We start from the raw sequence: 13,294 nt of genomic DNA, 5'->3' as shown, positions 1-13,294 counted from the left end.
ATACACAGCAAAATCTGTGTACAGGCGTCGAAACCTGTAAATCAACCAGAAGAGCAGAAATTATCCGCTCAATAGCGGCTTTTTTTTGCCAAAAAAGTCTGATCTGATAGACTCGTCTATGGTAGATCGGGCAGGGCAGCTTCACGGCTGGCCGTTGCTTCTGGTACGGTTTTCGACCCCTGTTCGGTCTACCACCATTATCGTCGAAAATAATGGCGGTAGGTTTGCAACAAACTTACCAGAAGGATCAGAACATGGAAAATACATCTCATGCTCAACCCTCAAGCTTTCAAGCAAATTTCAGCCTAAAAATTGTATGTATGGAACAGGACTTTTTAAAGTATGAAGTCCGCTACCATTGTGAAATTTATAATCACCAAGGTAAGCGAGTACAGACGCTTTTCCCTGCGATTTTCTTGGAATCTGATTTCCAAACAGCCAGACAATTCCGTATTCGATTTTTATGCCTTATTCCTGAAGCATTCCCAAAAATAATTTTATCAAACAATGAATTTCTGGATTTGCGCCACTACTGGTTCAATCAAATCCAGGATATTGTCCTGATACAAGATGCCAAATTTGCCTTTCAACAGACCAACATGTATATCGCCAAACTAACTAAAGAGGAATACACGCAATATCGCAAATTTGGTTAAACGCTAAAATAACATCATCATTGATGAACTATACCTACCACCATTATCGTCGAAAATAATGGCGGTAGGTTTTACAACAAACTTACCAGAAGGATCAGAACATGAAAATTAAATCTCATGTGGTCGAACACACCCCTATTTATGATTTAGATGCATACATCAAACAGCGAAAATACAATCTTCAGAAAAAAAACTTAAAAAACTTGGTTTTTTCAATCTTGAATTTTTGTGTAGTGGTAGTCTTCCTCAAAATATGTTTTTGGGGAGTTTAAATAATGAACACCAACATCATCCCATACGTGCCAATTGCACCCCGTGTCCAGGCAACTAATCCAAAGAGCGAGTTACTCTGCCGGCAACTTTTTAGCTTGATTGATCGTGCCGTATCTGCACAATTTAGTTTTAATCATGATACATCGACAGGCAAACTGTCCCTGTGCCCGGATCAAATCAACGATCTTATCCGGGAAATATCCCAGCATGAAAAATTCAAAGACCAACAAATCGACCAGAAACTCAATATCGAAATTCTCCGGCCGGCTTTTGAAGATTTAATTTATCCCAAGTTTAATGGCGAGTTTGAAATCACTAGTTCAATATGGAATAGTACCAAAGTCACAGTCTGGCAATTTCAATTAAATCAAATTGCTAGAGAAATCAATATGAAAAATTTAAATGATGCAGAACTAAATTTAGACATGACTTTAAGTGCCATTAGAATCTGGCGTAATTCGCTGGAATCGCAGGGTAATAGTAAAGATGTTACCTATCAATCTACAGACTTAATCTACAAACTCATGGATATGGAGCAAAAACTGCAGGTCGTTCAAAAATCCATTGAAGAATGATTTGTAATCTTTTTTGTTGACATTGTAATCATTAATGATTACAATGTCTTTGTCATCTGATGAATTACGGTGTTTTATGAAACAGAGTGAATTCTTAAGATGGCTGATTGGCCAAGGTGTTGAAACAAAGCAAGGTGCAAATCACATCAAACTTTATTTTAATGGCAAGCAAAGTGTAATACCACGTCATCCCTCGAAAGAGATCCCGACAGGTACGCAACAAGCGATCAAACGCCAATTAGGTCTTAAGTAATGAACGTCCCCTCGTAAGAGGGGCGGTTCAACTTAAGCCGTCAATCTGATCATGATAGGGAGAATACGATGTTATATCCTGCAAAATTTGAAAAAGAAGGCAATAGCTACAACATTACTTTCCGGGATATTCCGGAAGCGATTACCTGTGGCGATGATCTAGAAGATGCACTTGATATGGCAAAAGATGCATTGCTAACAGCAATGGATTTCTACTTTGAAGACAATCGTCCGGTACCAATGCCAAGTGAAGCTGAAGAGGGCGAGCATCTTATCGCTTTACCACTAAGTGTTTGGTCCAAAGTGTTATTATTAAATACCATGTTGGAACAACACGTATCACAAGCAGAACTAGCAAAGCGGTTACATAAACCCAGACAGGAGGTACAGCGTATTGTAAATCTTGGCCATAGCACCAAGATTGATACAGTCATGGCTGCACTGCAAGCCTTAGGAAAAAGACCGCAATTTAGTATCCAGTAATATATGATGTTCCCAAAACTCACCACAATCCGGTGAGTTTTTTTATTTCTTCTCTATATCTTTCGCATACGCCTTGCCCAGCCCTAGCAAAGCCTCTTGTCCTTCAGGACTTAATTGTCGATAAGCCTTCAGCAAAATACTTTCCTCACTGGTCAAACCGGCATAATCCGGATCAATCCCCAACAGCACATAACGAATGTCTATACCTTGCTGATGCAGATTATGCAAATACGACCATTGATCGGGAATTTTACCTCGCACATATACGCCAAGCGTATTTTCACTGGCACCGATTTCCCTGGACAAAGTTTTAGCCTTTAACCCTTTTTTGTCCAGTTCCTCTTTAAATCGTTTACCTATCTCAACTCCGATGGCCGGATCTAATTCAGGCATAAAAATATTCCCTTTATGGATTGAAAGACTAAATATTTATGCTATAGTGAATCACAGCAAATCACTATTGCCGTAGGATACTGTATGAGTACAGAAATTTCACCTTTAAATCGCCAGCGATCCAAAAAGATCGATGGTGGACGTGTTTCATGCATTGTCTATCTTCCTAAGGAGGAAGTCAGGCAAATCGATGAAACTGCCAAATCTACCGGCCTCAGCCGTTCTAGCGTCATTGCCCGGATCTACTATCAGGGTAAAGAAGAATCAAACATGAAGAAGGAGTAAAGCTATGTCAATTCAACCAAGGCGCATTAAAAAACAACTTCGTGACAACCGATTCAGCATCAACTTAACCAATGATGAAACCGATCTACTCACAGCAGCATCAAACTTAACGGGTGTGGAAGTTGGCGTACTCATTCGCCAAATGGTCATGAAACAGGCCATCACGACATTAATCGACGATCCTGAAGAGGATTTTAAATTACGTAAATATTTAAGTGAAGGCGCACAAGAACAGCTTTCTAGGAGCTGAAGCGATGCATGAAAAGGAGATCTTACTTTCAGCACAAGAACTAAAAATTGTGCAGGAAGTGCAGAAACAACTTGGTTTTGCCACAGTTGAAGAAACCATAGAGCATCTGGCCAGAGAACGTATCCAAGAAAAATTACTGCATCTGGCAGGTGAAGAAGTTAAACGCAGACGGCATTTATTTTAAGGCAGTTTATTGAAAATGATGTTTCCAGAAACACAGGCTTTGATTCTACAAAGACTTGAACATGACTATGGTTTTAAAGCCAAAGGCAACAATAAACTACGTGGCAGATGTCCGGATTGCAAACATAAGGAAGCATCGGCATGGACATTTGCCGATGAACCTTGGGTAATATTTTGTCCACGTAAAAATCACTGCGGAAAAGAAAATCATGTCCGAGATCTCTATCCGGATCTATTTGAAAAATGGGAAAAACGCTTTCAACCGACTCCGCAAGATCCCAACAAAACCGTTAATGCATATTTGGTAGAAGGCCGTGGATTTCCACTCGATCAACTTAAACAACTCAACTATTCACAAGAATATTATAAAAGCCAAGAACATAACCTAGGCTCAATCACCCTACGTTTTCCCATTACTGATGAAGAAGGAAATGAAGGTTGGTGGCAGCGCATTCTTGATGACCATGGCGTACTACAAAAAACGACCTTTAAGTTTGGCTGGTTATCACAGCATCATGCATGGACCACACCTAATACAAACTATATCGAATCAAAAGAAATATGGATTACAGAAGGTATTTTCGACACCATCGCCCTATGGCTATCCGGAATCACCAGTTTTTCAGCATTGGCCGCAGGAAATTATCCATCCATATTTTTAAACCATATTGCTCAAAAATGTGCTGAAGCCGGCAAATCTTTACCAAAACTGATTTGGGCATTCGACAACGACAATGCTGGTCATGAAGGAATCCTTAAAAACATAGAAAAAGCCATATCAGATGGTTTTGAATGTGAAGCAGCATTACCACCCGGTGGCCGTAAAAAAACCGACTGGAATGATCTGTACAAACAAGACCGGCTCAAATTTACCGATCTTGAAACCTATAAATATTACGGTTCATTACTGATCGCAGCAAAACCTGTGGATAAAGGCATACTTATCTATAAACGCTATGGTTCAAAGTCTTTTCCATTTGATTTTCATAAACAAGTTCATTGGTTCAAACTTGACATGGAAAAATATGACGACTATATGAAAGGCATCGACTTTGATGATGACAATGAAGACTGGGTAAAAGAAGAAAAAGATCAGGCAGTTGCCGAACGTCGTGATGCTGCCATACTCCACGCAGCCGATACCAAACTACTCATGGACTGTTTACCGAAAGGGCTGTACTACCAATACATGCAGGAAATTGACGAAGCCGACTATTACTTTCAGGTCGATTTTCCCAGAGGTGGTAAAACTGTCAAAAATACCTTCAGTGCATCCCATATTGCATCAGCAGCAGAATTTAAAAAACGCCTGTTACACATTGCACCGGGTAAATTTTATAGGGGCAATAGCCAGCAACTTGATGCATTTCTGGAGAGAGAACTTACAGACATCAAACGGGTCGAACTCATCAACTATGTCGGCTACCATGCAGAGCATCAAACATACGTCATTGGTGACATAGCCTATCAAGCAGGCAAACAATTCAAAATCAATAAAGAGGATTATTTCGAGTTACCACGACATGTAAACCTCAAATGCAAAGCACCATTTCATCTAAAAATTAATGCTAACCAAGCAGATTACCAAAAACAGTGGATCACTGACTTTATTGATGCATACCAAGTAAAAGGCTTACTTGCATTAACTGCATTTTTCAGCAGCTTATTTGCCCAGCAAATCCGTAAAATGCACAAATCATTTCCATTTGTCGAACTGGTCGGAGAACCAGGTACAGGGAAAACCACCTTACTGCAATTTCTATGGAAACTGTTTGGCAGGGTCAATTACGAAGGGATTGATCCAAACCCGGGTAAAACATCCAAAGCCGGTTTAACCCGTACCTTCAGGCAAGTATCCAACTTACCAATTGTCCTGATTGAGTCAGATCGGGAAGGGGAAACCGCAGCCAAGCAATTTAACTGGGATACACTTAAAACTTTGTACGACGGCAGCTCATTGGGAGCGCAGGGTGTAAAAAATGGTGGTAATGAAACTTATGAGCCACCATTTATGGGAACGCTCATCATCAGCCAAAATGCCGAAATCATTGCATCAGAAGCAGTCATGGGACGTATTGTCCACGTCAAATTCTACAAAGACCAACTTACAAAAACTGGATTATATGCATCACGACGTTTGTCAAAATATGAACCGGAGAATGTCAGTCAATTTATATTGCAATGCCTGGCCAAAGAAAAAAATATTTTAGAGACATACGATCTTAATCTGCAGAAACATGACGATTACTTACACCAGGAACAATTCGGAATAGAAGTATCTCGGGTGGTCCATAACCATGCACAACTTATGGCTTTATTTGATGCCATGTGCCAACACATCATTGATGTACCCGAACAAATGCAGAAAAAGGTACACGCAGAACTCATTGTAATGGCACAAAATCGGGACAAAATCCTTAAATCCGATTCAACCATCGTACAAAACTTCTGGAACACGGTCGAAGAAATGGAAGATGCGATTAACAACCCACAGCATCATGACAGCGTCGTCAACCACTCTGCCAGATCCGACCTGTTCGCCATTAATTTCGCCCAACTTTACAAGGTCGCAGCTGATTATCGCTACAGCTTGCCAGATGTAAACGAATTACAGAATGCATTACGTCACAGTTTGCACTACCGCTTTATTGAAGCCAATAAAGTCATCCAGAGCAAAATCACCAGTAGCTCTAAACGTTGCTGGATTTTTGAAAAACCTGTCTCAAACCGAGATTAATACAAGGAAATTATTATGACCAATCAAACTATTTTTAACGATCCAAGAGTACTACCAGAAGAAAAGAGAGATCTTATTCTGGTTTCTGTAGATGGACAGTTCATTGCACCAGTAACGTATTGTGCTAGTCATGATGCTTTCCACTCAATAGTAGGAACAGTAAAACCTTATATGGTGCATCAATGGGCATACGCAGATGAATTGCATAATTTATTGGGAATATCACAGGTTAGCCCTGATTTGCTTGAAAAATTAAAACAACGTGCTAAACGGGAGTCTAACGATAAAGATAAAGCGGAAAAAATTTTTGAAGCTTTAATGAAAGCCATGCTGAAAGTACCGCCTGAAGATTTTTTTAGAGGAGAGCAAACCAACGGTTTTGGCAGAGATATATCCCGATTCAGACAGCCTTAATTAAACAAAGTGCACTGTCCCAAGCTACCAACGAAGGACAGTGCCATAACCCAAACCAGTGAGGAATAAAGTTATGTCCGAAAATTCTACCTTAAATTATGTTGCACACCTAATCATTGAGTCATTTAGAGAAAATGGACTTGATGAACCTTACATTGCAGAGAAAACCCAACAATTTCTATCACATCAAAGCAAAGGTGATTCATTGTACTGGGCTTGCAATTTTCTCGACCGTAAAAACTTGGCCACTTTTGCCGAAAAATTGGGAGTTACCGTCGACATGTTACGTGTAACAGCCAAAGTTTTATCGAAAATATAAGGAGATAAAATCATGGTTTGTAGCTGTAAGCCCGATATTGAACAAAAAATATTAGAGCGTCTTAAAGAGCAATATCCTGAAGGGAAAGATCATAGCTCCACAATGAACAAAAATTTCGGTTATACATTTCCTGATATGGCAGTTGTTGCATATTTTGAACTGACTAATTCAGTAACTGTTATGACAAAAAAAGGAACTGAACGAATCGTCAAGCCTAAACTCAGTTTGCATTTTACATATTGTCCATTTTGTGGAGTCAAGTATAAAAAGGAGCAATCATCATGACCATTGACTATTTTGAAGTTGCTGCCCAAATCCGTAAAGAAGCGCATGACATTTGGATTGAGAGAACCTTAGATGAGGCCTTAGAGTATGCCATAGAGCAAACATGGCAAGCAGCTAAAAAAGAGGATCTGTTACTCGATCAAGACTGCATGATCAATCAGACTTGGTTTATGAAAGGTACGCCAGTGTCAAACCTGATTAAATATGCGGAAGAAGTCTATAAAGCTGAAGCGATCACTCAAAATTCAAAAATTAAATTTGGTACAGATGACAATGAACACTGGTTTGCCCATGACGTTCCATTTTTTGGAAAAGTTCAATTAGATCGAATTGAAGAATACGGAATAGTTGAATGGGATATTTATTTTGGTGATTGTTGGCAAGGTCCTTTTCATTCTAAAGCTCGATGTATTCAGCACCTTGAAGAGTGTATTCAAGAGAAAAGAGAAGAAGCACAGGAGGAAAATCAATGAGAGGAGTAAATAAAGTCATCCTGATTGGTTCTCTTGGTGCAGATCCACTCTCCAAACAATTTGGCAACGGCTCTAAATATGCCCAGTTTTCCATAGCAACCTCAGAAAAATGGCAAGACCGTAATACTGGTGAATGGAAAGAATCTACAGAATGGCACCGTGTAGTGGCTCATAACAGACTAGGCGAAATTGCCATTCAATACCTAAAAAAAGGTGCCAAGGTCTATATCGAAGGTTCTTTATATACAAGATCCTGGACAGACCAGAATCGCATACAACATTACACCACAGAAATTCGTGTCCATGCCTTGCAGATGCTAGATGGTGTACCACAAGCAAACCCATATTAAGTGAGCATAAGTAATGCAAAAATATCAAATTCGAATGCGTAAAAGTTTAAATGGCAGTCATATTCATGATGAGGCTATCAAATATTTAGGTACATGTGCTGTAAGTGAAATTCGTTCTTTTGAGGGTGAATTTTTAAATTTACATGATTGTCTGGAAAAAATAGCCACTATAGATGGATTAAAAGACTATGAAATTATTTCAATGATTCTGATTGATCAAGATAATCATCAACAACTTGGTGAAGATTTTGAATGGGAAAATCAGGAACTGGAGGGATAAATCATGCAGGAAACCTCAATTTACTCTTTTAGACTTAGAACTGATCAAGGGCTAAAAACTGGACGTGTAGAGGCTTTAGATCACCGCCATGCACAGACTCAAGCAATTTTAGCAGCTCAGTGTATTGTTTATGGCGGAAATATTAAATTGTTAAAAAATCAGGACAAAGCCCGTAAAGAGAACTATGTTCCAGTAAAAACAGTCAGGAGTATTTAGGATGACAGCCTTAATTTTTGACACCGAAACCCATAAACTCCATGGTGATTTGATTGAAGCTGCCGGTATTGGCTGTCAGTTTATCGAAACAGGTGGTCATTTAGAACTGATCAGGACACAGAAAGAATTTTCCCAACGTTACAAACCCAGTGAACCCATTGGTCTAGGCGCAATGGCAGTCCACCATATTTTGGATTCGGATGTTCAAAACTGTAAACCATATACAGCTTTTCAATTTCCTGAAGATATGATTCCAACCTATATCATTGGTCACAATATCGATTACGATATAGAAACTATTCAAAGAGCATCTATGCCTACATTCTTTCTCCGGCCAATTTGTACTTTGGCAATGGCTCGCTATGTCTGGCCAAATTTGGAAGCCCATAATCTTGCCGCATTGGCATATCATGTTAGTTCAAATCGGAAAGCTACACGTCGAAGTCTTAGAAACTCCCATTCGGCATTAAATGATTGTAAAACGACATTTAGCCTACTTTATCGAATTGTAAAAGACCAAAATATTCAATCCTTTGAAGAGCTATATCAGTTTTCAGAACAGGCTCGAATTCCCACCCATATTTTTTGGGGTAAATATAAAGGTCGATCAATTGCATCACTGGATGAATGGGACATCGAATGGATTTTAAAACGAACGGATGATAATTACCTGGCATCAGCCCTTCATTATCAATTAAGCAAACTAACACAAGACTCTTCATTATCATTTGATGATGATTTGTTGTAAGTAATAGCGCAGCTCTAACGCACCTCCGGCCGGAAGTGCGTTCAATTAAAATATCCCACAATCTTTACTGATACTTAAATGTAGGTTTACTTATGTCTGCCGGATTAGAAATCCGAGGTAATAGCCTCCGGATCTGGATTAATGATGGTTCCAGAATCATGAAAGAAACACTTGCCTGGAAAAAAACACCTGAAAATATCGAAAAAGCCGAAAAGCTGGCCAAACTGATACAACTTGAACTTGAGATGGGAACATTCGACCTGATACGTCATTTTCCAAATTCAAAATATGTTGAAAAAAACTCTATTTCTTACTATGCCAATATCTGGAAATTGAATACGGAAAAAGAAGTATCGCCCAGTACATTCTATTCATATCGTTTTCAAGTGGATCTCCATGTCCTACCTCGATGGGGTAAAATCCACCCTAAAGATATTGATACCACTGAAATAAAAAACTGGATACGCAAACTTAAGCAAAAATTACAGCCAAAAACAATAAGGGAAATCGTTACTCGCCTTTCTCAAATCCATGCAGTCTGGCGTAATGAACATCGTATTACATACAATCCATTCGTGAATATATCAATTCAACAGGAAGAAACTCCGGAGCCAGATCCGTTTAGCAAAGCGGAAATAAACCAATTACTGAATACGACAGCTTATACTGATATCGCAAACTTACTACCATGCCTATTGTGGACCGGATTGTCCATTTCGGAACAATTGGCATTAGCCTGGGAAGATATAGATTTACATAATGGAACTGTACTCATCCAGAGAGGATGGGTACGAAACAACTATAGGGTAACAAAAACCCGGAGAAGAAAACGACAAATTAAACTTTTACAGCCAGCAATACAGGCCTTAAAACTTCAATACCAGCTTACTGGCCAGTATAAGGCACAGATCATAAATGTCATGCAAAGAGATAATCATACTTTCAAAAAAGAAAAAGTACGTTTCGTCTGGATCAATCATGAAACCATGTACCACTATAAATACAGTGAGCTGCGGTATCGATGGAACCAGCATCTGAAAAAATCCAAAGTCCGGCATAGAGGAATAAATCAGGGCAGACATACCTTTGCCAGCCAATTACTATCCAGTGGCCAAGTTCCACCAGAATGGATTGCAGACCAGCTTGGCCATACAGATACGACCATGATCTATAAACATTATGGAAAAATTATTGCGGAAGATGCACCAGACTACATCTCAAAAATTAACAGCTACATTGATAAGTAATAAATATCAAATAAAAAATCAAAGAGATTACTTTAAAAAAAATACATAAGTCTCTGATAAATTTAGGGACTTTATAAATATTACTTCATTACTCAAGAATGAGTATAGATCATAAAAATATATGACACCAAGAACCATCTAAATATTTAAAAGAATAGCTTAATTCCCATATTCAACGTATTGCAAGAAAGCAATAACTATAAAACATTAATTTATATTAATTTTCCGAAGCCTGTGGCGTGGGTTCGAGTCCCGCCGAGCGTACCATTTTTTATTTTTCAAGCCAATCAAGAATTTTCACTTCTAAAACCTATTTAAATTTATTTACAGGTGTAACTTGGCTTTACATTACGGAATATTTTATCAAGTTTAGAGTAACGCAAAAAATATTATTTTAATTATTGACACTAAATTTAAAGCAGTATTAAGTGAGCTAAAATTTAATAATTTTGAAAAACTATTTAAAGTCTGGTTGCGAATAGAGGGAATCAAACCTTTAAAGTCTTTTATTTACAATAAGTTCTCCTAGTTCGATTAAGCGGGAACGGATCACATTTCGACTTAATCCAAGTAATTCAGCTGTTTTGACTTGATTTTGTTGACAATACTGATAAGCAACCTTAAGCAGTTCTTCTTCAAATTTAGAATACACATGTCCATGATTTTTCTTAAATAAATTTTCAAATACCTCTTTAAGTTTTGGATCAGTATGGAGTTCTCGCGTTTTCTTTTCTGCATTATTATCGTTTGGTTTTGGATTTTGTGTGCACTTGGTAAAAGGTAAATTTTCAGCATGAATAACACCATTAGAGCTAATCAGTAAGGCATGATGAATCATGTTTTCTAACTCACGAATATTTCCCGGCCACCAGTATTCGTTTAGTTTAATTTTGGCTTCTTCACTAAAGCTAGCTTTGCTATAACCTAATTGTTCATGATATTTATCTATAAAATGCAAGGCAAGAGGTAAAATATCTCCACGCCGTTCTCTAAGTGGTTTAATATCTAGTGTTACCACATTTAAACGATAGTAAAGATCTTCACGAAATTGTTCAGCAATAATAGCTTGTTCAAGGTTTACATTAGTGGCTGTCAAAACACGAACATCAATTGGAATACTTTTACGAGATCCTAACCGTACAACCTCTCGTTCTTGTAAAACTCTTAAAAGTTTCACCTGAACTTGTCTGGATAAATCTCCGATTTCATCTAAGAGTAAAGTACCTCCATTCGCAGCTTCAAACCAACCTGCATTACTTGATAGTGCGCCTGTAAAAGCCCCTTTTTCATGTCCGAATAATTCACTTTCAACTAAATTTTCTGAAAAAGCACCACAATTTACTGCAATAAATGGCTTGTTTTGTCGATGACTATATTCATGAATTTTACGTGCAACCAATTCTTTACCTGTTCCGGTTTCTCCATGAATGAGTACGCTTGCTTCACTTGGTGCAATTTTTTGAATATATTCAAGTAATTTTTTAGATTTTGGATCATTAAATACTTGCGCAGTCGCTTTATGAGAGTAACTTCTCTGCGTAATTTCTGGGAGAGTAATAATATCTTGTCTCATTGAAAATATCCTGTAGTCGCCTCATCAGTTGTAATGATCATGCTATATAAAATTAAATAATTGATTTTATATAAATATATTTATGAGTAAAATGAGGGTTTTGGGATGCGTTCATTGAGTAACCATTGTCCCAATTCTTTGATTTTATACTCAACAGGATCATGTAGGGTTTGGGTACGGACGTTTCTCCAAAATCGATCAAGGCGTAATCCTGCATGTGTTGCTCTTGCACCTGTCACTTCAAAAATTTTATTAGTAATGTCTAGGCTAGTACGTGTTGCAGCAACTTTAGCTGTTGCAATGGCGACAGCAACTTCACCACGCTGTTGTGCTGTAAGCGTTTCACCAATGTCCCAAGCCCACTGTAACTTGGCAATAGCATTTTGATTTAACAAACGTAATGATTCAAGCTGTAACCAGAATTCACCATAATGACGTAATATATAAGGATCTTCGTTGGCAGATGCAATATTGGTTAAAAACCATGGACGTGATTCTTTGAGGGTATATAGTTTTGCTTCTTGTAAGGCGCCTTCTGCAATGCCTTGAAACATACTGATAAAAACCAGTTGGGCGATGAGTGGCCGTAAACTGGCAAAAGGCGTACTGAGCGGGCCGGGATGAAGTAACATATCTTTGGATTCGACACGTACTCGTTCAAAAATAGTACTTCCGCTATCAGTTTGACGTTGACCAATATTGTCCCAATCATGATATAACGTAATTCCAGATCGAGTTGTTGGAACTGCAGCGATGAGTAGTATATCACTACATTCATCAACCCCTGATACGATCAACATTTCCGAATCTATTGCACCGGAACAAAAGCTTTTTTTACCTGAGAATTCATACCACCCTTCTAAAAATCTAACAGTTGTACGACGGTCGAGAGGGTTAAGTGCATTTCCCCAAAACCACGATTTCTGGGCTGTCATTCTGTACCAATGCTGCCATTGATCTGGTTCACCAAACAATCGTACTGTCGCCAATAATAAGTGATGAAAACCGAACACGTGAGCAATTGAGCTGTCCCCTTGCGCAAAGATTCTAACGACGTTCAAAATATCATGCCATTCTCCGCCTAAACCACCAAACTCTTTAGGAATTGATAAAGAAAGTAAACCACTTTGACGAATAAGATCTCGCTCATATTTGGGTGTACCACCATCCCGATCACGTTGAATTGATGTTTCAGAAAATTGTTCAAGTAAGTTTTTTGCTACAGTGACAACATCCTCTAGGTTAAGGATATTTTTAGGATGATTTAATATATTCATATTATATTCCTGACTCATTTTTTAA

20 protein-coding genes are annotated in these 13,294 nt (G+C 38.4%); 17 read left to right on the top strand and 3 right to left on the bottom strand.

Translation table 11 applies throughout. From position 1 onward, the window contains the following. The first annotated feature begins 254 nt into the window (after positions 1-254). From F4V57_RS03815 to F4V57_RS03800, 4 genes are all read left to right on the top strand, one after another. A complete protein-coding gene (locus tag F4V57_RS03815) occupies positions 255-656 on the top strand; it encodes a hypothetical protein (RefSeq protein WP_070069636.1) in 402 nt (133 codons plus the stop codon). A 275-nt stretch (positions 657-931) separates the two neighbouring features. Next, the gene (locus F4V57_RS03810) at positions 932-1,504 is read left to right on the top strand and encodes a hypothetical protein (protein ID WP_070069637.1); all 573 of its coding nucleotides are present in this window, start codon (positions 932-934) and stop codon (positions 1,502-1,504) included. Between the two features lie 76 nt (positions 1,505-1,580). After that, positions 1,581-1,757 (top strand): type II toxin-antitoxin system HicA family toxin, encoded by a 177-nt coding sequence (locus F4V57_RS03805; protein ID WP_070069655.1) that lies wholly within the window; start codon positions 1,581-1,583, stop codon positions 1,755-1,757. Positions 1,758-1,825: 68 nt separating this feature from the next. Further along, positions 1,826-2,239, top strand: a complete 414-nt coding sequence (locus F4V57_RS03800) for a type II toxin-antitoxin system HicB family antitoxin (RefSeq protein ID WP_070069638.1) — start codon at positions 1,826-1,828, stop codon at positions 2,237-2,239. Between the two features lie 42 nt (positions 2,240-2,281). Here F4V57_RS03800 and F4V57_RS03795 read toward each other — a convergent pair whose 3' ends face one another. Then, the gene (locus tag F4V57_RS03795; protein ID WP_070069639.1) at positions 2,282-2,632 is read right to left on the bottom strand and encodes a helix-turn-helix domain-containing protein; all 351 of its coding nucleotides are present in this window, start codon (positions 2,630-2,632) and stop codon (positions 2,282-2,284) included. 84 nt (positions 2,633-2,716) lie between these two features. On the opposite strand from F4V57_RS03795, the gene F4V57_RS03790 reads away from it, so the two are divergent. The 13 genes from F4V57_RS03790 (at position 2,717) to F4V57_RS03730 (ending at position 10,419) form a co-directional block, all read left to right on the top strand. After that, positions 2,717-2,917 carry a ribbon-helix-helix protein, CopG family gene (locus F4V57_RS03790; RefSeq protein ID WP_070069640.1) on the top strand — a complete coding sequence of 67 codons (201 nt, stop codon included), beginning with the start codon at positions 2,717-2,719 and terminating at the stop codon, positions 2,915-2,917. A 4-nt stretch (positions 2,918-2,921) separates the two neighbouring features. Then, a complete protein-coding gene (locus F4V57_RS03785; RefSeq protein ID WP_070069641.1) occupies positions 2,922-3,167 on the top strand; it encodes a hypothetical protein in 246 nt (81 codons plus the stop codon). Positions 3,168-3,171: 4 nt separating this feature from the next. Beyond that, entirely contained in the window at positions 3,172-3,351 is a 180-nt protein-coding gene (locus tag F4V57_RS03780; protein ID WP_070069642.1) for a hypothetical protein, read from the top strand. 15 nt (positions 3,352-3,366) lie between these two features. Next, a complete protein-coding gene (locus F4V57_RS03775; protein ID WP_070069643.1) occupies positions 3,367-6,087 on the top strand; it encodes a toprim domain-containing protein in 2,721 nt (906 codons plus the stop codon). A 15-nt stretch (positions 6,088-6,102) separates the two neighbouring features. Next, positions 6,103-6,501 carry a hypothetical protein gene (locus F4V57_RS03770; RefSeq protein WP_070069644.1) on the top strand — a complete coding sequence of 133 codons (399 nt, stop codon included), beginning with the start codon at positions 6,103-6,105 and terminating at the stop codon, positions 6,499-6,501. 73 nt (positions 6,502-6,574) lie between these two features. After that, the gene (locus tag F4V57_RS03765) at positions 6,575-6,820 is read left to right on the top strand and encodes a hypothetical protein (protein WP_070069645.1); all 246 of its coding nucleotides are present in this window, start codon (positions 6,575-6,577) and stop codon (positions 6,818-6,820) included. A 12-nt stretch (positions 6,821-6,832) separates the two neighbouring features. Beyond that, entirely contained in the window at positions 6,833-7,105 is a 273-nt protein-coding gene (locus F4V57_RS03760; protein ID WP_070069646.1) for a hypothetical protein, read from the top strand. Beyond that, the gene (locus tag F4V57_RS03755) at positions 7,102-7,578 is read left to right on the top strand and encodes a hypothetical protein (protein WP_227515680.1); all 477 of its coding nucleotides are present in this window, start codon (positions 7,102-7,104) and stop codon (positions 7,576-7,578) included. Before F4V57_RS03760 ends, F4V57_RS03755 begins: the two co-directional genes overlap by 4 nt. Beyond that, a complete protein-coding gene (gene ssb / locus F4V57_RS03750) occupies positions 7,575-7,928 on the top strand; it encodes a single-stranded DNA-binding protein (RefSeq protein WP_070069647.1) in 354 nt (117 codons plus the stop codon). Before F4V57_RS03755 ends, ssb begins: the two co-directional genes overlap by 4 nt. A gap of 13 nt (positions 7,929-7,941) precedes the next feature. After that, complete coding sequence (locus F4V57_RS03745) at positions 7,942-8,208, top strand: hypothetical protein (protein ID WP_070069648.1); 267 nt, start codon at positions 7,942-7,944, stop codon at positions 8,206-8,208. Positions 8,209-8,211: 3 nt separating this feature from the next. Then, positions 8,212-8,424, top strand: a complete 213-nt coding sequence (locus F4V57_RS03740; RefSeq protein WP_070069649.1) for a hypothetical protein — start codon at positions 8,212-8,214, stop codon at positions 8,422-8,424. A 1-nt stretch (position 8,425) separates the two neighbouring features. Further along, positions 8,426-9,172, top strand: a complete 747-nt coding sequence (locus F4V57_RS03735) for a 3'-5' exonuclease (protein ID WP_070069650.1) — start codon at positions 8,426-8,428, stop codon at positions 9,170-9,172. A 92-nt stretch (positions 9,173-9,264) separates the two neighbouring features. Continuing rightward, entirely contained in the window at positions 9,265-10,419 is a 1,155-nt protein-coding gene (locus F4V57_RS03730; protein WP_070069651.1) for a tyrosine-type recombinase/integrase, read from the top strand. A 496-nt stretch (positions 10,420-10,915) separates the two neighbouring features. Here F4V57_RS03730 and F4V57_RS03725 read toward each other — a convergent pair whose 3' ends face one another. Next, a complete protein-coding gene (locus F4V57_RS03725) occupies positions 10,916-11,992 on the bottom strand; it encodes a sigma-54 interaction domain-containing protein (protein ID WP_070069652.1) in 1,077 nt (358 codons plus the stop codon). Between the two features lie 80 nt (positions 11,993-12,072). Further along, positions 12,073-13,269 carry an acyl-CoA dehydrogenase family protein gene (locus F4V57_RS03720; RefSeq protein ID WP_070069653.1) on the bottom strand — a complete coding sequence of 399 codons (1,197 nt, stop codon included), beginning with the start codon at positions 13,267-13,269 and terminating at the stop codon, positions 12,073-12,075. Positions 13,270-13,294: the final 25 nt, after the last annotated feature.

The organism is Acinetobacter qingfengensis (assembly GCF_008693185.1).
GTDB classification, from domain to species: domain Bacteria; phylum Pseudomonadota; class Gammaproteobacteria; order Pseudomonadales; family Moraxellaceae; genus Acinetobacter; species Acinetobacter qingfengensis.
The sequence above is the reverse complement of the archived record's forward strand: the minus strand, read 5'-3'. Positions and strand labels throughout refer to the sequence as shown.

Excerpts from the sequence above, each read along its gene's own strand:
- F4V57_RS03815 (WP_070069636.1), top strand. The coding sequence starts at position 255 with ATGGAAAATACATCTCATGCTCAACCCTCAAGCTTTCAAGCAAATTTC.
- F4V57_RS03810 (WP_070069637.1), top strand. The coding sequence starts at position 932 with ATGAACACCAACATCATCCCATACGTGCCAATTGCACCCCGTGTCCAG.
- F4V57_RS03805 (WP_070069655.1), top strand. The coding sequence starts at position 1,581 with ATGAAACAGAGTGAATTCTTAAGATGGCTGATTGGCCAAGGTGTTGAA.
- F4V57_RS03800 (WP_070069638.1), top strand. The coding sequence starts at position 1,826 with ATGTTATATCCTGCAAAATTTGAAAAAGAAGGCAATAGCTACAACATT.
- F4V57_RS03795 (WP_070069639.1), bottom strand. The coding sequence starts at position 2,632 with ATGCCTGAATTAGATCCGGCCATCGGAGTTGAGATAGGTAAACGATTT.
- F4V57_RS03790 (WP_070069640.1), top strand. The coding sequence starts at position 2,717 with ATGAGTACAGAAATTTCACCTTTAAATCGCCAGCGATCCAAAAAGATC.
- F4V57_RS03785 (WP_070069641.1), top strand. The coding sequence starts at position 2,922 with ATGTCAATTCAACCAAGGCGCATTAAAAAACAACTTCGTGACAACCGA.
- F4V57_RS03780 (WP_070069642.1), top strand. The coding sequence starts at position 3,172 with ATGCATGAAAAGGAGATCTTACTTTCAGCACAAGAACTAAAAATTGTG.
- F4V57_RS03775 (WP_070069643.1), top strand. The coding sequence starts at position 3,367 with ATGATGTTTCCAGAAACACAGGCTTTGATTCTACAAAGACTTGAACAT.
- F4V57_RS03770 (WP_070069644.1), top strand. The coding sequence starts at position 6,103 with ATGACCAATCAAACTATTTTTAACGATCCAAGAGTACTACCAGAAGAA.
- F4V57_RS03765 (WP_070069645.1), top strand. The coding sequence starts at position 6,575 with ATGTCCGAAAATTCTACCTTAAATTATGTTGCACACCTAATCATTGAG.
- F4V57_RS03760 (WP_070069646.1), top strand. The coding sequence starts at position 6,833 with ATGGTTTGTAGCTGTAAGCCCGATATTGAACAAAAAATATTAGAGCGT.
- F4V57_RS03755 (WP_227515680.1), top strand. The coding sequence starts at position 7,102 with ATGACCATTGACTATTTTGAAGTTGCTGCCCAAATCCGTAAAGAAGCG.
- ssb (WP_070069647.1), top strand. The coding sequence starts at position 7,575 with ATGAGAGGAGTAAATAAAGTCATCCTGATTGGTTCTCTTGGTGCAGAT.
- F4V57_RS03745 (WP_070069648.1), top strand. The coding sequence starts at position 7,942 with ATGCAAAAATATCAAATTCGAATGCGTAAAAGTTTAAATGGCAGTCAT.
- F4V57_RS03740 (WP_070069649.1), top strand. The coding sequence starts at position 8,212 with ATGCAGGAAACCTCAATTTACTCTTTTAGACTTAGAACTGATCAAGGG.
- F4V57_RS03735 (WP_070069650.1), top strand. The coding sequence starts at position 8,426 with ATGACAGCCTTAATTTTTGACACCGAAACCCATAAACTCCATGGTGAT.
- F4V57_RS03730 (WP_070069651.1), top strand. The coding sequence starts at position 9,265 with ATGTCTGCCGGATTAGAAATCCGAGGTAATAGCCTCCGGATCTGGATT.
- F4V57_RS03725 (WP_070069652.1), bottom strand. The coding sequence starts at position 11,992 with ATGAGACAAGATATTATTACTCTCCCAGAAATTACGCAGAGAAGTTAC.
- F4V57_RS03720 (WP_070069653.1), bottom strand. The coding sequence starts at position 13,269 with ATGAATATATTAAATCATCCTAAAAATATCCTTAACCTAGAGGATGTT.